A 19,404-nucleotide genomic window follows, 5' to 3' on the forward strand; every position below is an offset into this window, starting at 1 on the left:
GTTCCGCCGCCGGGGCTATCGAGGCCATAGCCCCGGCCCGCGGGCGCGCCTGATATACTCGTGCCGAATCTATCCAGGCACAGGAGCGCCCCATGCTGAGCGTGATCTCGCCCGCCAAGACGCTGGACTTCGAGACCCCGGCGACCACGTCCCAGGCCACCCAGCCGGACTTCCTCGACCGCAGTCGCGAGCTGATCGGCATCCTGCGCGACCTCTCGCCCCAGCAGATCGGCGAGCTGATGGGGGTCAGCGACAAGATCGCCGGGCTCAACGCCGCCCGCTTCGCCGAGTGGCAGACGCCCTTCACCCCGGACAACGCCAAGGCGGCGGCCCAGGCCTTCCAGGGCGACGTCTACGTGGGGCTGGAGGCCGCTTCGTTCGACGAGGACGATAACGCCTTCGCCCAGGATCACCTGCGCATCCTCTCCGGCCTCTACGGCCTGCTGCGGCCGCTGGACCTGATCCAGCCCTATCGCCTGGAGATGGGCACCAAGCTGGCCAACCCGGCGGGCAAGGACCTCTACGCCTACTGGAAGCCCGCCCTGACCGACGCCCTGGGGCGCGCCATCGACGAGAGCGGCAGCAAGGTGCTGGTCAACCTGGCCTCCAACGAGTACTTCAAGGCCGTCGACGCCAAGGCGCTCGATGCCCGGGTGATCACCCCGGTGTTCAAGGATGAGAAGAACGGCCAGTACAAGATCATCAGCTTCTACGCCAAGAAGGCCCGCGGTCTGATGGCGGCCTGGATGATCCGCCAGCGCCTGGACGACCCCGAGGGCCTCAAGGGCTTCGACGTGGCCGGCTACCGCTACAGCGCCGCCCTGTCCGAAGGCGATACCCTGGTGTTCTGCCGCGCCGAGCGGGACCGCTAGAAGAAGCGCAAGGGGCGCGGGGAGCGCCCCTTGAGAAAGCGCCGATGCACGTCCTTGAAACACCGATCGTCGCAGCGCTCCAGCCACTCGTAGGCCACCATGTCGGCGCTCACCGTCCATCCGCCGGCGCGCTCGAGGCGCCGCCGGGCCAGGGTGGCCTCCTCGCCGCGCCGACTCACCGTCGCGTCGGCCAGCCAGGCGACCTCATAGCCCGCCTCGCGCAGCCCGAGTCCGGTCTGCAGCACGCAGATATGCGCCTCCGCGCCGCACAGCACGACCCGGCGCTTCCCGCTCGCCGCCAGCGCTGCGGCGAACTCCGGCTCGGCGAGGGCGTCGAAGCGGGTCTTCTCCCAGCGACGCACGTCACCCAGGACCTCGAGCAGACGCGCGTCGGTGCCGCCAAGCCCCGCCGGATACTGCTCGGTGAGCCACACCGGCACCCCCAGGGCGTCTGCCACGCCGCCCAGCCAGCCGGCCTCGGCCACGGCCTGATCGCCGCCCTCCAGTACCGGCACCAGTCCCGCCTGCAGATCGACGATCAGCAGCAGGCTGTCCCCTCGTGTCATGCGCATCGTCCGGCCTCGTTCGATAGACGGTGTCGGTGACCCGCGGAGTCGCTAGAATGAGCGTCTCGACTCTTCACGGCGGATCCCCCGCCACATTCTCTGGAGAACCCACGATGCGTCAACTCCTCGTCATGCTCGTCGTCGGCCTGCTGGGCTTCGGCCTGGCGGTCGATCACGCCGATGCCCGCCGCATGGGCGGTGGCAAGAGCTTCGGCAGCTACTCCCGCTCCGCCGACGCGCCCAGCGCGACGACCACCCGCTCCACCGGAGCCGGAGCCGCCGCCGCCCAGCGCAAGCCTTCCAGCGGCCTGTCGCGCTTCGCCGGCCCCTTCGCCGGCATGCTGGCCGGCGGCCTGCTGGCCTCGCTGTTCTTCGGCGGCGCCTTCGATGACCTGCGCATGCTCGACATCCTGCTGATCGGCGGCGCGATCTTCCTGTTGTTCCGACTCTTCGCTCGCAAGCGCCGCCCGGCCATGGCGGGCGGGCCGGCAGCGGCTGCCCGCGAGGCCCACGACCAGCCCCAGGCCTTCCAGGCCAGCCCCCTGGGGGGCGTCGGCGGCCTCGGCAAGGACCCCGCCTGGTTCGATCGCGAGCGCTTCCTCGGCGGCGCCAAGGAACACTTCATGACCCTGCAGCGGGCCTGGGACAACAATGACTTCTCGCAGATCCAGGACTACGTGACGCCCGAGCTCTACAACCTGCTGCGCCAGGAGCGGGACCAGCATCCGGCCAATAACCGCACCGAGATCGTGCGCCTGTTCGCCGAGCTGGGCAGCGTCCGGGAAGTCGGCGCCCAGGCCGAGGCCACCGTGCTCTTCCACGGCATCCTCGACGAGAACGGCGAGCAGAACGCCTTCAACGAGACCTGGCACCTGGTCCGCGAGCTGCGCGACGGTGCGCCTTGGCACGTCCAGGGGATCGAGCAGAACCCCGCCTGACCCTGCCCTTCGCAGGGGCATGGCATGCAAGAAGGCCGGGCGAATGCCCGGCCTTCTCGTTTTCGGGAGCCCGCCACCATCGGCGGCCGGCCTCGCGTAGCAGCTCGCGCTAGTCGAGCACGCGCCGGGCATTCAGCGGCTGCAGCGGCCGGTTGTTGGCCTCGCCGATGCGCCGCGACAGCTCCTCGAGCTGGGCCTCGCCGATCGTGCGCGGCGTCTTGGCGACCCACCAGAGCACCCCCTCCGAGCAGGGCGGCGTCGTCAGCGAACCGTTCAGCCGATAGACATCGAGATCGCCTCCCACCAGGGTGCGGGCATCGAGGCCGCCGGGCAGCGCGACTCGCTCACCCGGCGCCTCGGGCGCCTGGGCCAGCAGTCCGGCCAGGGCCTGCAACGGCTCGCCTCGCTCGAACAGCACGGCCAGCACCGCCAGGCGTCCATCCGCGGCCTCATGCACCAGGTGGGCCTCCATGGGAAACGAGCGCCCCCCTATCCGATGCTCGGCCGGCACGTGGAAATGCAGTTGCCGCAGTCGATAGCTGCGATCCTCCACCGCGAGGGTGTTCCCCGGCGGGAACTCGACCTTCAGGGTGTGACCGTCGTGCTGGACGCGATTGCCGACGGCGGGGTAGTCCGGCACCGGCGCGGAAAAGTCGGCCTCCAGAGGCGCGACGATATCCACCGGCGATTGATTATGGCCCGCTCCGCAGACGGCATAATCGGCCGACAGCGCGGCCCATTGCCGTGCCTCGGCATAGGACCAGGCGGGCCCTTCGGCGGCCTGGGCACTGGCACCGGCCCAGAGTGCACCGGCCAGCGCGAGGGAGAATAGCGTCGTTCGACGGGGCAGCATGGCAGAGAGACTCCTTTCTCCTGGGAAAACATTTCCCGGCGTCTCGCCGGGAAGACGAGGCCACTCTTATACCGATCGACGCTCGCTTCGCCAAGCCTTCGACGCCATCGAGCCGCCAGCGACCGAGCTCCATCGGCGGGAAGCTTCCGGATCTTTTCGTCCGACATGAAAAAACCCCGAGCCTTGTGGGCTCGGGGTTTTCTCGGAATAGATGCCTGACGATGACCTACTCTCGCATGGGAACTCCCACACTACCATCGGCGCTGAGCGGTTTCACTGCTGAGTTCGGCATGGGATCAGGTGGTTCCCGCACGCTATGGTCGTCAGGCGAAAAAGGGCAATGCAAATCATGCTGACGAGATGCGTCTCGCGTATCCGGCGTCGTCTGTTGTCATCGACAGACCACTTGGGTGTTATATGGTCAAGCCTCACGGACAATTAGTATCGGTTAGCTCAACGCCTTGCAGCGCTTCCACATCCGACCTATCAACCAGCTGGTCTTGCTGGGTCCTTCAGGAGGCTCGAGGCCTCGGGGAGATCTCATCTTGAAGGGGGCTTCCCGCTTAGATGCTTTCAGCGGTTATCCCGTCCGTACATAGCTACCCGGCAATGCCACTGGCGTGACAACCGGAACACCAGAGGTACGTCCACTCCGGTCCTCTCGTACTAGGAGCAGCGCTTCTCAAATCTCCAACGCCCACGGCAGATAGGGACCGAACTGTCTCACGACGTTCTAAACCCAGCTCGCGTACCACTTTAAATGGCGAACAGCCATACCCTTGGGACCGACTTCAGCCCCAGGATGTGATGAGCCGACATCGAGGTGCCAAACACCGCCGTCGATGTGAACTCTTGGGCGGTATCAGCCTGTTATCCCCGGAGTACCTTTTATCCGTTGAGCGATGGCCCTTCCATACAGAACCACCGGATCACTAGAACCTACTTTCGTACCTGCTCGACGTGTCTGTCTCGCAGTTAAGCACCCTTATGCTCTTGCACTCATTGCACGATTTCCAACCGTGCTGAGGGTACCTTCGTGCTCCTCCGTTACGCTTTGGGAGGAGACCGCCCCAGTCAAACTACCCACCACACACGGTCCTCGATCCGGATCACGGACCTGAGTTAGAACGCCAATGATGCCAGGCTGGTATTTCAAGGTTGGCTCCACTCGATCTGGCGACCGGGTTTCCAAGCCTCCCAGCTATCCTACACAAGCAACATCAGCGTCCAGTGTGAAGCTGTAGTAAAGGTTCACGGGGTCTTTCCGTCTAGCCGCGGGTACACAGCATCTTCACTGCGATTTCAATTTCACTGAGTCTCGGGTGGAGACAGCGTGGCCATCATTACGCCATTCGTGCAGGTCGGAACTTACCCGACAAGGAATTTCGCTACCTTAGGACCGTTATAGTTACGGCCGCCGTTTACCGGGGCTTCGATCAGGAGCTTCGCCGAAGCTAACACCATCAATTAACCTTCCGGCACCGGGCAGGCGTCATACCCTATACGTCCGCTTACGCGTTTGCAGAGTACTGTGTTTTTAATAAACAGTTGCAGCCACCTGGTATCTTCGACCGCGTCGGGCTCTGGGAGCGAGTCCCTTCACCCTAATGCGGCGTGCCTTCTCCCGAAGTTACGGCACCATTTTGCCTAGTTCCTTCACCCGAGTTCTCTCAAGCGCCTTGGTATTCTCTACCTGACCACCTGTGTCGGTTTGGGGTACGGTCCCACTGTATCTGAAGCTTAGAGGCTTTTCCTGGAAGCGTGGCATCGATGACTTCCAGACCGTAGTCTGTTCGTCTCGTCTCTCGGCCTTGGGGTACCGGATTTGCCTGATTCCCCAGCCTACTGACTTTCACCAGGACAACCAACGCCTGGCTCACCTAGCCTTCTTCGTCCCCCCATCGCAATACAGTGAGGTACGGGAATATTGACCCGTTTCCCATCGACTACGCCTTTCGGCCTCGCCTTAGGGGCCGACTCACTCTGCTCCGATTAGCGTCGAACAGAAACCCTTGGTCTTCCGGCGGGGGAGTTTTTCACTCCCCTTATCGTTACTCATGTCAGCATTCGCACTCGTGATACCTCCAGCCCACTTCTCAATGGACCTTCGTCGGCGTACACGACGCTCCTCTACCGCGCATCATTCGATGCACCCGTAGCTTCGGTACCTGGTTTGAGCCCCGTTACATCTTCCGCGCAGGCCGACTCGACTAGTGAGCTATTACGCTTTCTTTAAAGGATGGCTGCTTCTAAGCCAACCTCCTAGCTGTCTAAGCCTTCCCACATCGTTTCCCACTTAACCAGGATTTCGGGACCTTAGCTGACGGTCTGGGTTGTTTCCCTTTTCACAACGGACGTTAGCACCCGCTGTGTGTCTCCCACGCTGCACTCACCGGTATTCGGAGTTTGCCTCGGGTTGGTAAGTCGGGATGACCCCCTAGCCGAAACAGTGCTCTACCCCCGGCGGTGATACGTGAGGCGCTACCTAAATAGCTTTCGAGGAGAACCAGCTATCTCCGGGCTTGATTAGCCTTTCACTCCGATCCACAAGTCATCCAAATCTTTTTCAACAGATCCTGGTTCGGTCCTCCAGTTGATGTTACTCAACCTTCAACCTGCTCATGGATAGATCGCCCGGTTTCGGGTCTATATCCAGCGACTGGTCGCCCAGTTAAGACTCGGTTTCCCTACGCCTCCCCTATACGGTTAAGCTCGCCACTGAATATAAGTCGCTGACCCATTATACAAAAGGTACGCGGTCACACTACGAGAGTGCTCCCACTGCTTGTACGCATACGGTTTCAGGATCTATTTCACTCCCCTCTCCGGGGTTCTTTTCGCCTTTCCCTCACGGTACTGGTTCACTATCGGTCAGCCAGGAGTATTTAGCCTTGGAGGATGGTCCCCCCGTCTTCAGTCAAGGTTTCACGTGCCCCGACCTACTCGATTTCACGGGATCAGGCTTTCGACTACGGGGCTATCACCCTGTATCGCTGAGTTTCCCAACTCATTCGCCTAACCTGTCACCCGCTTAAGGGCTGGTCCCCGTTCGCTCGCCGCTACTGGGGGAATCTCGGTTGATTTCTGTTCCTCGGGGTACTTAGATGTTTCAGTTCCCCCGGTTCGCCTCCTGCACCTATGGATTCAGTGCAGGATACTCAGGTTACCCTGAGTGGGTTTCCCCATTCGGAAATGCCCGGGTCGCAGGTTGTTTGCCACCTCGCCGAGCCTTATCGCAGGCTTCCACGTCCTTCATCGCCTCTGGCTGCCAAGGCATCCACCGTATGCGCTTCATCGCTTGACCATATAACCCCAAGGGGTCTGATCCGCGATGACAACAACGACAATTGCCGGATACGCTTGAGACGTATCTCATGCCCTTTCCCGGGTAGGAAAGGGACTTTGTCAGCATGATTCACATTGTTAAAGAGCAACTGTTCAGAGAACAGTGAGAAACGCTAGCGATAACGCTTGCCACTGGTCACGAAACGGTCATCGACTGTCGGGAGAATGGTGGAGCCTAGCGGGATCGAACCGCTGACCTCCTGCGTGCAAGGCAGGCGCTCTCCCAGCTGAGCTAAGGCCCCTCTGAACTCCCATACGCGACATGGGGAATTTTATTCAGGACAAGGCGTTTTGTGGCGACGCATAGCCTGCTATGCGAGTCACAAAACAACGCGGTACTGGATAAAATTGGTGGGTCTGGGCAGACTTGAACTGCCGACCTCACCCTTATCAGGGGTGCGCTCTAACCAACTGAGCTACAGACCCATTGGTCACGCTGGGTCTATACCCAAACAGTCTTTGCTCTGGCCGATCAGGTAATTCATTGTGGACACTTGCCGAGGGTCGGTGACGTCGTCGATTAAGGAGGTGATCCAGCCGCAGGTTCCCCTACGGCTACCTTGTTACGACTTCACCCCAGTCATGAACCACACCGTGGTGATCGCCCTCCGAAGTTAGGCTAACCACTTCTGGTGCAGTCCACTCCCATGGTGTGACGGGCGGTGTGTACAAGGCCCGGGAACGTATTCACCGTGACATTCTGATTCACGATTACTAGCGATTCCGACTTCACGGAGTCGAGTTGCAGACTCCGATCCGGACTGAGACCGGCTTTATGAGATTAGCTCCACCTCGCGGTATTGCCACCCTCTGTACCGGCCATTGTAGCACGTGTGTAGCCCTACTCGTAAGGGCCATGATGACCTGACGTCGTCCCCACCTTCCTCCGGTTTGTCACCGGCAGTCTCCCTAGAGTTCCCGACCGAATCGCTGGCAAATAGGGACAAGGGTTGCGCTCGTTACGGGACTTAACCCAACATTTCACAACACGAGCTGACGACGGCCATGCAGCACCTGTCTGAGCGTTCCCGAAGGCACCAATCCATCTCTGGAAAGTTCGCTCGATGTCAAGAGTAGGTAAGGTTCTTCGCGTTGCATCGAATTAAACCACATGCTCCACCGCTTGTGCGGGCCCCCGTCAATTCATTTGAGTTTTAACCTTGCGGCCGTACTCCCCAGGCGGTCGACTTATCGCGTTAACTGCGCCACAAAGGTCTCGAGGACCCCAACGGCTAGTCGACATCGTTTACGGCGTGGACTACCAGGGTATCTAATCCTGTTTGCTACCCACGCTTTCGCACCTCAGCGTCAGTGTCAGTCCAGAAGGCCGCCTTCGCCACTGGTATTCCTCCCGATCTCTACGCATTTCACCGCTACACCGGGAATTCTACCTTCCTCTCCTGCACTCTAGCCTGACAGTTCCGGATGCCGTTCCCAGGTTGAGCCCGGGGCTTTCACAACCGGCTTATCAAGCCGCCTACGCGCGCTTTACGCCCAGTAATTCCGATTAACGCTCGCACCCTCCGTATTACCGCGGCTGCTGGCACGGAGTTAGCCGGTGCTTCTTCTGTGAGTGATGTCTCTCTTGCAGGGTATTAACCCACAAGCGTTCTTCCTCACTGAAAGTGCTTTACAACCCGAGGGCCTTCTTCACACACGCGGCATGGCTGGATCAGGCTTTCGCCCATTGTCCAATATTCCCCACTGCTGCCTCCCGTAGGAGTTCGGGCCGTGTCTCAGTCCCGATGTGGCTGATCATCCTCTCAGACCAGCTACGGATCGCGGCCTTGGTGAGCCATTACCTCACCAACTAGCTAATCCGACATAGGCTCATCCGATAGCGCAAGGTCCGAAGATCCCCTGCTTTCTCCCGTAGGACGTATGCGGTATTAGCCTGGGTTTCCCCAGGTTATCCCCCACTACCGGGCAGATTCCTATGCATTACTCACCCGTCCGCCGCTCGACGCCTGGAAGCAAGCTTCCATCGTTTCCGCTCGACTTGCATGTGTTAGGCCTGCCACCAGCGTTCAATCTGAGCCATGATCAAACTCTTCAGTTTAAAAGCTTGATAGTGCATTGAGTGCACCAAACTTGGCTCAAGGTTCAAACGTCTCGTTTGACGAGTCGCTTGCCTTGATATTCAGTGACTGGTCACCGAACCTCTCGACAAGCGCCCACATGAATTACCTGATCGATTGTTAAAGAGCAGCTCCGGGCCCTCGTGGAGGGTGGAGCATCTCGCATTGCCGTGCCGCTTGGCCCAGCGCCCTGCGAGGAAGGCGTATTCTACGTGATCGGCGCCTCAAGTCAACCCTGCGTTTCGCTGTGTTCGAAGCGAATCGGGCGACCGAAACAGCGACCCCAACCCTGCGAGCCGACCTCCGATCGAGTGGGGCGCATTCTACCGAATCTGCTGCACTTGTCAATCAGGCTGTTTCGAAACGCTTCGAAAAAACCCTCGACAAAACAAGCACTTTTGCCACTCATCACCGCCTGCAACGTTGCCCGTCGCCGGCAGCGGATGCGTACTTTACGGATTCTCCCGGCACCACGCAAGGACTTTTTTACCGATTCGTGTCGCGGGGATGACGAGGGTGCGACATCGCCCCGCCGCAACTATCCACAGAGCCTCGGCCGCCGGACCGGCTGTGGATAACCAAAAGGATGCTCTGGAGACGCGAACGCCCGCGCGAGGCGGGCGTCAGAGGCGGCCAGGGTAGCGTGTTTCAGCCGCCGGCGCCGCTCTTCATCTTGCGCAGCAGGGCGAGGACCGGTCCGGAAGCAACGTAGCTGCCGAACAGCAGCAGCAGCATCACCGACGGCTCGATGGAAATGACCACGAACCCCAGCACGATGGCCAGCAGCACGACGAAGGGCACCGGCCCCTTGAGGTCGACGTCCTTGAAGCTGTAATAGCGGATATTGCTGACCATCAGCACGCCGGCGGCGCCGACCAGGAACAGCATCAGCAGCTTGAAGCCGAAGGCGTCGGCATCGAAGCTGTGGAAGGTCCAGACGCTGGCGGCAACCACCGCGGCGGCGGAGGGACTCGGCAGGCCGATGAACCACTTCTTGTCGACGCTGCCGATCTGCACGTTGAAGCGGGCCAGACGCAGCGCGGCGCAGGCCACGTAGAGGAAGGCCACCACCCAGCCGGTCTTGCCCACGTCCTGAAGGATCCAGGTGAAGGCGACCAGCCCCGGGGCAACGCCGAAGGAGAGCATGTCGGAGAGCGAGTCGAATTCGGCGCCGAAGGCGCTCTGGGTATTGGTCAGGCGCGCCACCCGGCCGTCCAGCCCATCGAGCACCATGGCGATGAAGATGGCGATCGCCGCCGCGGTGAAATCGCCGTTGATGGCGGCCACCACCGCGAAGAACCCCGAGAACAGCGCCGAGGTGGTGAACAGGTTCGGCAACAGGTAGATCCCCTTGCGACGAACCTTCTTGCCGTCTTCCAGCGCCTCCTCGACGACTTCCGACTCGCGAAGGAAGGTCTGGGCCAGGTCTTCGTCATCGCGCGACGGGGACGGCTCTTGCTCGCGGTTGCTGGGGTCCTGGCTCATCGGTGTCATCCGTTGCGGCTTGAAGTGTTCCCCATTCTACACATAGAGCCGCCGATGACTCATCGCCTGCCAACGCAACGGGGGCGCAGTCTCCCGCACCCCCGTATCGGCTGCCGCCGGCTGGATCCGATCAGTTCTTGGACTTGTCGACCAGCTGGTTGGCGGCGATCCACGGCATCATGGCCCGCAGCTTCTCGCCGACCTGCTCGATGGGATGCTCGGCGTTGAGGCGGCGACGCGCGGTCATCGACGGGTAGTTGGTGTTGCCCTCGTTGATGAACATCTTGGCGTATTCGCCGGTCTGGATACGCTTCAGGGCGTTGCGCATGGCCTCGCGGGACTGGTCGTTGATGACCTCGCCGCCGGTGACGTACTCGCCGTACTCCGCGTTGTTGGAGATGGAGTAGTTCATGTTGGCGATGCCGCCCTCGTACATCAGGTCGACGATCAGCTTGAGCTCGTGCAGACACTCGAAGTAGGCCATCTCCGGGGCGTAACCCGCCTCGGTGAGGGTCTCGAAACCGGCCTTGACCAGCTCGACCGCGCCGCCGCACAGCACCGCCTGCTCGCCGAACAGGTCGGTCTCGGTCTCGTCCTTGAAGGTGGTCTCGATGATGCCGCTGCGCCCGCCGCCGATCGCCGCGGCGTAGGACAGGGCCAGCTCCTTGGCGGTGCCGGAGGCATCCTGATGGATGGCGATCAGGTCGGGGATGCCGCCACCCCGAGTGAACTCGGAGCGCACGGTGTGGCCCGGCGCCTTGGGGGCGATCATCAGCACGTCCAGGTCGGCACGCGGCTCGATCTGGTTGTAGTGGATGTTGAAGCCGTGAGCGAAGGCCAGGGTGGCGCCCTGCTTCAGGTTCGGCTCGATCTGCGCTTCATAGATGGCCTTCTGGTTCTCGTCCGGCGCCAGCACCATCACCACGTCGGCGATCTTGGCGGCCTCTTCCACGGAGGCGACCTTGAGGCCGGCGGCCTCGGCCTTGGCCGCGGAGGAGGAGCCCGGGCGCAGCGCGACGGTCACGTCGACGCCGGATTCCTTGAGGTTGTTGGCGTGGGCGTGGCCCTGGGAGCCGTAGCCCACGATGGCCACCTGCTTGCCCTGGATGAGCGAAAGATCGCAGTCCTTGTCGTAGTAAACGCGCATGGGGATGCTCCTGGAAACGAGAGTGGAAGTTGATGTCAGCGTTGATGGCCACCCGCGCCGTCTTGTCGCGGCGCTGGGAGTCGGGCCCCGGGCGCATCGCCCGGTCGATGGAAAAACTCTACGCCAGGCATCTCATTGCGTAAAACGCTATATTTGCAATACCACATCCCGAAAGATGAAATACACAGCATGGACATGCGCCCCCTGAGGCACTTCCTGGCCCTGGCCGACAGCCTGCACTTCGGTCGCGCCAGCGAGGCCTGCCACGTCAGCCCCTCCACCCTCTCCCGCTCGATCCGCCAGCTGGAGGAGAGCCTGGGGGTCAGGCTATTCGAGCGCGACAACCGACACGTGACCCTGACCCGGCATGGCCACCAATTCCAGGACTACGCACGAGACACCCTGGAGGAGTGGGAGCGCCTGCGCCAGTCGCTGATGAGCGAGGCCATGGCCCTGACCGGGGAGATCAGCATCTACTGCTCGGTGACCGCCAGTTACAGCTTCCTCTACGACCTGCTCAGCGAGTTCCGCACTCGCCACCCGGGCATCGAGCTCAAGCTACACACCGGCGATCCCGCCCAGTCGATGTCCCGGGTGCTCGCCGGCAACGAGGACATGGCGATCACCTCGCGCCCCCGCCGGTTGCCCGAGGCGCTGGCCTTCAAGTCGCTGACCCGCTCGCCGCTGGTATTCATCGCCCCGATGGAGCCCCGCCCCTGGCTGCCGAGCTCGCCGGAATCCCCCAGCGCCGCCCAGTGGCGGGACGTGCCCATGGTCCTGTCGGAATCCGGCCTGTCGCGGGAGGTCAGCGACACCTGGTTCAAGGCGCTGGGCGTCAAGCCGCGCATCTACGCCCAGGTGGCCGGCCACGAGGCCATCGTCAGCATGGTGAGCCTGGGCTTCGGCGTCGGCGTGGTCCCGCGCATCGTGCTCGAGGCGAGCCCCTTGGCCGAGCGGGTCCGGGTGCTGCCGGTCAAGCCGGAGCTGCCCCACTACGACGTCGGCCTGTGCGTGCTCAACCGCCGCCTGAAGAGTCCGCTGATCGATGCCCTGTGGGCCGAGGTCGAGGAGCGCGGCTGACCCGAGGCGTCATTTCGCACGAAAAAGCCGCCCCGAGGGGCGGCTTGCAATGAATCGCGCGGATGCGGATTCACGTCACGAGCGAAGTCGGCAATTACAGCGACAGCACCTTGTCGCCGCGGGCGATCCCCGACACCCCCGTGCGCGCCACCTCGAGCAGCCCCACCGGGGACATCGCCTCGAGGAAGGCATCCAGCTTCCCGGCATCGCCGGTGATCTGCACGGTGTACTGGCTCGGCGTCACGTCGACGATCTGCGCACGGAAGATATCCACCGTGCGCTTGACCTCGTCCCTGGCCGCGCCAAGCGCCTTGACCTTGACCAGCATCAGCTCGCGCTCGATGTGGCTTCCCTCGGTCAGGTCCACCAGCTTGACCACGTCGATCAGCTTGTTGAGGTGCTTGGTGATCTGCTCGATGACCCGATCGTCGCCGACGGTGGTGACGGTCAGCCGCGACAGGGTCTCGTCGTCGGTGGGGGCCACGTTGAGGGTTTCGATGTTGAAGTTGCGCTGGGAGAACAGCCCCACCACGCGAGACAGGGCGCCCGGTTCGTTTTCCATCAGAATCGAGATGATATGGCGCATCAGGTCCGCTCCGTCTTGGAAAGCAGCATGTCACGCATGGAGCCCAGGGGCACCTGCATCGGATAGACGTGCTCGTGGGGGTCCACGGCGACGTCGAGGAACACCAGCTCGTCGTTGTCGGCGAAGGTCCTTTCCAGGGCCGACTCGAGTTCCTCTTTCGTCTGCACCTTCAGGGCGGTGAAGCCATACGACTCGATCAGCTTCTGAAAATCGGGCAGCGACTCCATGTAGGAATGCGCGTGGCGGGACTTGTAGTTGAGGTCCTGCCACTGGCGCACCATGCCGAGCGAGGCATTGTTGAGGTTGACGATCTTGACGCCCCCGCCGAACTGCTTACAGGTCGACAGCTCCTGCATCATCATCTGGAAGCTGCCCTCGCCGGTCACGCAGACCACCTGCTCGTCGGGGAAGTTCTGCTTGATGCCCATGGCCGCCGGGAAGCCGAAGCCCATGGTGCCGAGCCCCCCGGAGGTGACGAAGCGGTTGGGCTTGTCGAACTTGTAGTACTGGGCCGCGAACATCTGGTGCTGGCCCACGTCGGTGGTCACGTAGGCCTGGCCGCGGGTCGCCCGGCAGATCCCCTCGATCACCTCCTGGGGCTTGAGCACCTCGCCGTCCTTCGACGGCTCGTAGAGCTTACCGCGACGCTCCTCGCGCCAGCCGTCGATGGTCTGCCACCATTCGCCGAGCGCCTCGGGATGGGCGATCTCGCGCCCCTGCAGCAGGCTGATCATCTCGTTGATCACGCTGCCCGCCGGCCCCACGATCGGCACGTCGGCGCGCACCGTCTTGGAGATCGAGCTGGGGTCGATGTCCACGTGGACGATCTTGGCGGTGGGGCAGAACTTGGAGGTGTTGTTGGTGACCCGATCGTCGAAGCGCGCCCCGATGGCGACGATCAGATCGGCATGGTGCATGGCCATGTTGGACTCGTAGGAGCCGTGCATGCCCAGCCAGCCGAGGCACTGTTCGTCGCTCTGCGGGAAGGCGCCGATGCCCATCAGGGTGGTGGTGATCGGGAAGCCCAGGCGCTTGACCAGGTCGGTCAGCCCCTCGCTGGCATCGCCGGTCACCACGCCGCCGCCGGTATAGAAGATCGGCCGACGGGCCTTGAGCATCAGGTCGACGGCCTTCTTGATCTGGCCGGTATGGCCGCGCATCACCGGATTGTAGGAGCGCAGCTTGACCTTCTTCGGATAGACGTACTCGTAGCGTTCGGTGGGCGCGGTCATGTCCTTGGGAATGTCCACCACCACCGGGCCGGGACGGCCGGTAGACGCCAGGTAGTAGGCCTTCTTGAGGACTTCCGGAATCTCGGTCGGGTGCTTGATCGAGAAGCTGTGCTTCACGATCGGCCGGGTCACGCCGACGATGTCGGTTTCCTGGAAGGCATCGTCGCCGATCAGGTGGCTCATCACCTGACCGCACAGCACCACCATGGGAATCGAGTCCATGTAGGCGGTGGCGATGCCGGTGACGGCGTTGGTGGCGCCGGGGCCGGAGGTGACCAGCACCGTGCCCGGCTTGCCGGAAGCCCGGGCGTAGCCGTCGGCGGCATGGGTGGCCGCCTGCTCGTGGCGCACCAGGATGTGCTTGACCTTGTCCTGGCGAAAGAGGGCGTCGTAGATGTGCAGCGCCGCACCGCCCGGATAGCCATAGATGTATTCGACGCCCTCATCCTGGAGGAAGCGGGCGATCATGTCCGCGCCGGAAAGCAGTTCCACAGATGTTTCTCCCCTGGAGGTCTCGAGTGCGATCCGCGCCCGCGTCGGGCACGGGGTCGAGTGCGGCGGTATGCCGCTGCCGGTCTCGCCGGCACCTGATGCCAAACCCTGGCTTATTGAGGCCCGGTTAGGGCCAGCACTCTCGTCGGGAACGCCGATGCCCGGCCGGGCGCGAACTCGCGTCGCGCGCCGCCGTGGTCGGCTCCCTATCACGGCGGATCGCCGCGTCGGGGCGTTGGCCAGGTCGGGCGGTTGGCCCGGACCCGGAAGTCCTTCGGCGGGTAAAGGCCCCTTGGCCTACCCTTCGCGCGGTAATGGGGGATCGCCCGCTGGAGTCCGCGCCCGATTATCAGGAAGGGTCAAGATTCCAATAGCGCCCGAAAAGTGTCAACCGCCAGCCGGGTCTCGGGGCGCCGATCGGCGCATTTGCTCGACATCGCCCCCCGCCTGGGACGCTTGCTGCGACGAAAGTCTATACCGATCGACTCGCGACCCGCGGACGTTGCTGCTTTAATAGCGACCAGGTGACACGATTCACCTTTCGAGTGCTTCCCCGTCCCTGCCCTCTGTCCTGGCCGATACGGCGCCTTGTTCGCAAGGTGAATCGATTCATCTACACCAACAACATCCAGACACTGCCTCACCTGAGGAGACGCACCATGACACGCATCGTGCAATGGTCCATCACCGTGGCGCTGGCCGGCTTCCTGTTCGGCTTCGACACCGCGGTCATCTCGGGCGCCGACCAGCCCATCCAGACGCTGTGGGGGCTCAGCGACTTCCAGCATGGCCTGCTGATCATGTCCATGGCCCTGTGGGGCACTGTGCTCGGCGCCGTCACCGGCAACTGGCCGACCGACCGCCTGGGCCGACGCGCCACCCTGCTGCTGATCGGCATCCTCTACCTGGTGTCCGCCGTCGGCTCGGCGCTGGCCACCGATCCCTACTGGTTCTCGCTGTTCCGCCTGCTGGGCGGCATCGGCGTCGGCATCTCTTCGGTGGCTGCTCCCACCTACATCTCCGAGATCGCCCCGCCCCGGTATCGCGGCCTGCTGGTCGGCCTGTACCAGTTCAATATCGTGTTCGGCATCCTGATGGCCTTCGTCTCCAACTACGCGCTGGGCGCGCTGTTCGACGAGCATGCCTGGCGCTGGATGCTGGGTATCGAGGCCGTGCCCGCGCTGCTCTACACCCTGCTGATCAGTCGGGTGCCACGCAGCCCGCGCTGGCTGATCCTCAAGCGCAACGACGTCGAGGAGGCCCGTCGGGTGCTGCGCCTGATCCACCCGGATGCCGACATCGAGGCCGAGATCGCCAGCATTCGCGCCGCCGAAGACGAGGAGCGCGGCGCCCACGCCGGCTTCTTCTCGGGTCGCTATCGCCTGCCGATCCTGCTGGCCTTCCTGATCGCCTTCTTCAACCAGCTCTCGGGCATCAACTTCATCATCTACTATGCGCCGCGGGTGCTCGAGGCCGCCGAACTGGGCGCCAGCACCGCCCTGCTCTCCACCGCCGGCATCGGCCTGGTCAACCTGGTGTTCACCATGCTCGGCATGGCGCTGATCGACCGCCTGGGCCGCCGCACCCTGCTGTACATCGGCTCGGCCGGCTACCTGGCCTCGCTGGTGCTGATCTCGCGGGCCTTCTTCCAGGGCGAGCTGGGCGGCCTGGACGTGCCGCTGCTGCTCGGCCTGTTCATCGCCGCCCATGCCATCAGCCAGGGCGCCATCATCTGGGTATTCATCGCCGAGGTGTTCCCCAACCATGTGCGCGCCCGCGGCCAGTCCTTCGGCAGCTCGATCCACTGGATCTGTGCGGCCTTGATCACCCTGGTGATGCCCTGGGTGCTCGGCACCTTCAGCGGCGGCCCGGTGTTCGCCTTCTTCGCCGTGATGATGGTGCTGCAGCTGCTGTTCGTGATGTTCCTGATGCCCGAGACCAAGGGCGTCTCCCTCGAGGAACTGCAAAAGCGGCTGGTCCGCGAGCCGCGCGGCGAGCGCGCCACCGTAGCCGGCGCTGCGCAGCGCTCCTGAGGGCCACGAAAAGGCCCGCCGACGCGAGGGTCGGCGGGCCGTCGGAATCGACGACCGCCCGCGCCACCGGCGCGGGCGGTCGCGTGTCAGTGATGGAAGACCAGCCGCCCGTCGTCGACCTCGACGCGAATCACGTCGCCCGGCGAGAAGTGCCCGGCCAGCAGGTCCTGGGCCAGGGGGTTCTCGAGCCGGTTCTGGATCGCCCGCTTGAGCGGGCGCGCGCCGAACACCGGGTCGAAGCCCACCACCGCCAGCTGGGCCATGGCCTCGTCGGAGACCGCGAGCCCCAGCTCGTGCTCGGCCAACCGACCGCGCAGCCGCTCGAGCTGGATGCCGGCGATGGCCTGGATCTGCTCCTGCCCCAGGGCGTGGAACACCACCACCTCGTCGATGCGGTTGATCAGCTCGGGGCGGAAATGGGTGCCCACCACGTCCATCACCGCGGACTTCATCTGGGCATAGTCGCGGTCGTCGCCGCCCATGCCCTGAATGATCTCGGACCCCAGGTTGGAGGTCATCACGATCACGGTATTGCGGAAGTCCACCGTGCGACCCTGGCCATCGGTGAGGCGACCGTCCTCGAGCACCTGCAGCAGGATGTTGAAGACGTCGGCGTGGGCCTTCTCCACCTCGTCGAGCAGCAGCACCGAGTAGGGCTTGCGACGCACCGCCTCGGTCAGGTAACCGCCCTCCTCGTAGCCGACGTAGCCCGGAGGCGCGCCGATCAGCCGCGCCACGGAGTGTTTCTCCATGAACTCGGACATGTCGATGCGCACCATGGCCTCCTCGGTGTCGAACAGGAAGCCGGCCAGCGCCTTGCACAGTTCGGTCTTGCCCACCCCGGTCGGGCCGAGGAACAGGAAGGAGCCGTTGGGGCGATGCGGGTCGGCGAGCCCGGCCCGGGAGCGACGCACGGCGTTGGACACCGCGGTGACCGCCTCGTCCTGGCCGATCACGCGCTCGTGAAGGGCCTCCTCCATGCGCAGCAGCTTGTCGCGCTCGCCCTCGAGCATCTTGGCCACCGGGATGCCGGTCCAGCGCGATACCACCTCGGCGATCTCTTCCTCGGTGACGTTGGAGCGCAGCAGCTGGTGCCGTGAGGTATCGGCCTCGGCGACGCTGGACTCGGCGATCTTCTTCTCGAGCCCGGGGATCACCCCGTACTGCAGCTCGGACATCCGTCCCAGGTCCCCCTGACGGCGGGCCTGCTCGAGGTCGATGCGGGCGCGGTCGAGCTCGTCCTTGAACTGGGCCGCGCCCTGGATGCTGGCCTTCTCGGCCTTCCAGATCTCGTCGAGATCGGCATAGTCGCGCTCGAGCTCCTCGATCTGCTCCTCGAGGCTCTCGAGGCGCTTCCTGGAGGCCTCGTCGGTCTCCTTCTTGAGGTGCTCGCGCTCCATCTTGAGCTGGATCAGCCGACGGTCGAGGCGGTCCATCTCCTCGGGCTTGGAGTCGAGCTCCATGCGGATCCGCGAGCAGGCCTCGTCGATCAGGTCGATCGCCTTGTCGGGCAGCTGACGATCGGTGATGTAGCGGGTCGACAGCTTGGCGGCGGCGATGATCGCGCCATCGGTGATGTCGACGCCGTGGTGCACCTCGTAGCGCTCCTTGAGCCCGCGCAGGATGGCCACGGTGTCCTCCTCGGAGGGCTCGTCGACCAGCACCTTCTGGAAGCGGCGCTCGAGGGCGGCATCCTTCTCGATGTGCTGGCGATACTCGTCGAGCGTCGTGGCCCCCACGCAGTGCAGCTCGCCGCGGGCCAGCGCCGGCTTGAGCATGTTGCCGGCGTCCATGGCGCCCTCGGCCTTGCCGGCCCCGACCATGGTGTGCAGCTCGTCGATGAACAGGATGACCCGGCCCTCCTCCTGGGCCAGTTCCTTGAGCACCGACTTGAGGCGCTCCTCGAACTCGCCGCGGAACTTGGCGCCGGCCAGCAGCGCGCCCATGTCCAGCGACAGCACGCGCTTGTCCTTGAGCCCCTCCGGTACCTCCCCGTCGACGATGCGCTGGGCCAGGCCCTCGACGATGGCGGTCTTGCCGACGCCGGGCTCGCCGATCAGCACCGGGTTGTTCTTGGTGCGCCGCTGCAGCACCTGGATGGCGCGACGGATCTCGTCGTCGCGGCCGATCACCGGATCGAGCTTGCCGCTCGATGCCCGCTCGGTCAGGTCCAGGGTGTACTTCTCCAGCGCCTCGCGGCTCTCCTCGGCGTTGGGGTCGCTGACCTTCTCGCCGCCGCGCACGCCGTCGATGGCGGTCGCAAGCGCCTGGCGGGTCAGCCCGGCCTGAGTGAGCAGCTTGCTCACCGCGTGGCGCATCTCCAGCGCCGCCAGCAGCACCAGTTCGCTGGCGATGTACTGGTCGCCGCGCTTCTGGGCCTCGCGGTCGGTGAGGTTGAACAGCTTGACCAGGTCGCGGGACGGCTGCACCTCGCCGTCGAAGTCGCCGACCTTCGGCAGGTCGTCCAGGTGCCCCACCAGGCCATCGCGCAGCTTGCCGGCATCGCCGCCGGCCTTCTGCACCAATGCCTTGGCGCCGGTGTCGGCGGCATCCAGCAGCGCCAGCAGCAGGTGTCCGGGCTCTAGCTGGTTGTGGCCGTGCCCCACCGCCAGGGACTGGGCATCGGCCACGGCGTTCTGCAGCTTGGCGGTGAACTTGTCGAATCGCATTCGCTTTCCTCCGTCGGGGGGACGGCGC

11 protein-coding genes, 2 tRNA genes and 3 rRNA genes are annotated in these 19,404 nt (G+C 63.8%); 4 read left to right on the top strand and 12 right to left on the bottom strand.

What is annotated here, in order from left to right; translation table 11 throughout:
- Positions 1-92: 92 nt before the first annotated feature.
- Positions 93-872, top strand: coding sequence for a peroxide stress protein YaaA (yaaA, locus tag ACXAFN_RS09445; protein WP_474988223.1), 780 nt, complete (start codon positions 93-95; stop codon positions 870-872).
- On the opposite strand, the gene ACXAFN_RS09450 is transcribed toward yaaA, so the two are convergent.
- Positions 869-1,444 carry an isochorismatase family protein gene (locus ACXAFN_RS09450; RefSeq protein WP_474988225.1) on the bottom strand — a complete coding sequence of 192 codons (576 nt, stop codon included), beginning with the start codon at positions 1,442-1,444 and terminating at the stop codon, positions 869-871. The two genes, yaaA and ACXAFN_RS09450, sit on opposite strands and share 4 nt — an antisense overlap.
- A gap of 107 nt (positions 1,445-1,551) precedes the next feature.
- On the opposite strand from ACXAFN_RS09450, the gene ACXAFN_RS09455 reads away from it, so the two are divergent.
- Entirely contained in the window at positions 1,552-2,376 is an 825-nt protein-coding gene (locus ACXAFN_RS09455) for a Tim44 domain-containing protein (protein ID WP_474988227.1), read from the top strand.
- Positions 2,377-2,485: 109 nt separating this feature from the next.
- Here the strand turns inward: ACXAFN_RS09455 and ACXAFN_RS09460 are convergent, their stop codons facing one another.
- The 8 genes from ACXAFN_RS09460 to ilvC form a co-directional block, all read right to left on the bottom strand.
- Positions 2,486-3,229 (bottom strand): carbonic anhydrase, encoded by a 744-nt coding sequence (locus ACXAFN_RS09460; RefSeq protein ID WP_474988229.1) that lies wholly within the window; start codon positions 3,227-3,229, stop codon positions 2,486-2,488.
- A 213-nt stretch (positions 3,230-3,442) separates the two neighbouring features.
- Positions 3,443-3,557 (bottom strand): 5S ribosomal RNA (gene rrf / locus ACXAFN_RS09465).
- Between the two features lie 89 nt (positions 3,558-3,646).
- Positions 3,647-6,533, bottom strand: a 23S ribosomal RNA gene (locus ACXAFN_RS09470).
- A 207-nt stretch (positions 6,534-6,740) separates the two neighbouring features.
- Positions 6,741-6,816 (bottom strand) — tRNA-Ala (locus ACXAFN_RS09475).
- Positions 6,817-6,923: 107 nt separating this feature from the next.
- Positions 6,924-7,000, bottom strand: a tRNA-Ile gene (locus tag ACXAFN_RS09480).
- Positions 7,001-7,095: 95 nt separating this feature from the next.
- Positions 7,096-8,633 (bottom strand): 16S ribosomal RNA (locus tag ACXAFN_RS09485).
- The 16S, 23S and 5S rRNA genes sit together here with 2 tRNA genes alongside, the layout of an rRNA operon.
- 667 nt (positions 8,634-9,300) lie before the next feature.
- Positions 9,301-10,137 carry a CDP-diacylglycerol--serine O-phosphatidyltransferase gene (pssA, locus tag ACXAFN_RS09490; RefSeq protein ID WP_474988231.1) on the bottom strand — a complete coding sequence of 279 codons (837 nt, stop codon included), beginning with the start codon at positions 10,135-10,137 and terminating at the stop codon, positions 9,301-9,303.
- A 130-nt stretch (positions 10,138-10,267) separates the two neighbouring features.
- A complete protein-coding gene (gene ilvC / locus ACXAFN_RS09495; RefSeq protein WP_474988233.1) occupies positions 10,268-11,284 on the bottom strand; it encodes a ketol-acid reductoisomerase in 1,017 nt (338 codons plus the stop codon).
- A gap of 189 nt (positions 11,285-11,473) precedes the next feature.
- Here ilvC and ilvY point away from each other — a divergent pair, with 189 nt between their 5' ends.
- The gene (gene ilvY, locus ACXAFN_RS09500; protein ID WP_474988234.1) at positions 11,474-12,364 is read left to right on the top strand and encodes an HTH-type transcriptional activator IlvY; all 891 of its coding nucleotides are present in this window, start codon (positions 11,474-11,476) and stop codon (positions 12,362-12,364) included.
- A 94-nt stretch (positions 12,365-12,458) separates the two neighbouring features.
- On the opposite strand, the gene ilvN is transcribed toward ilvY, so the two are convergent.
- Positions 12,459-12,950, bottom strand: coding sequence for an acetolactate synthase small subunit (gene ilvN / locus ACXAFN_RS09505; protein ID WP_474988236.1), 492 nt, complete (start codon positions 12,948-12,950; stop codon positions 12,459-12,461).
- On the bottom strand, positions 12,950-14,674 hold the full coding sequence (locus ACXAFN_RS09510) for an acetolactate synthase 3 large subunit (RefSeq protein WP_474988238.1): 1,725 nt from the start codon (positions 14,672-14,674) through the stop codon (positions 12,950-12,952). The genes ilvN and ACXAFN_RS09510 overlap by 1 nt, the downstream gene beginning before the upstream one ends.
- Before the next feature lie 599 nt (positions 14,675-15,273).
- On the opposite strand from ACXAFN_RS09510, the gene ACXAFN_RS09515 reads away from it, so the two are divergent.
- Complete coding sequence (locus ACXAFN_RS09515) at positions 15,274-16,707, top strand: sugar porter family MFS transporter (RefSeq protein ID WP_474988240.1); 1,434 nt, start codon at positions 15,274-15,276, stop codon at positions 16,705-16,707.
- Between the two features lie 86 nt (positions 16,708-16,793).
- On the opposite strand, the gene clpB is transcribed toward ACXAFN_RS09515, so the two are convergent.
- Positions 16,794-19,376: an ATP-dependent chaperone ClpB gene (gene clpB, locus ACXAFN_RS09520; RefSeq protein WP_474988242.1), complete on the bottom strand. Its 2,583-nt coding sequence runs from the start codon at positions 19,374-19,376 to the stop codon at positions 16,794-16,796.
- Positions 19,377-19,404 lie beyond the last annotated feature (28 nt).

It is taken from the genome of Halomonas sp. ABH4_019 (genome assembly GCF_056159885.1).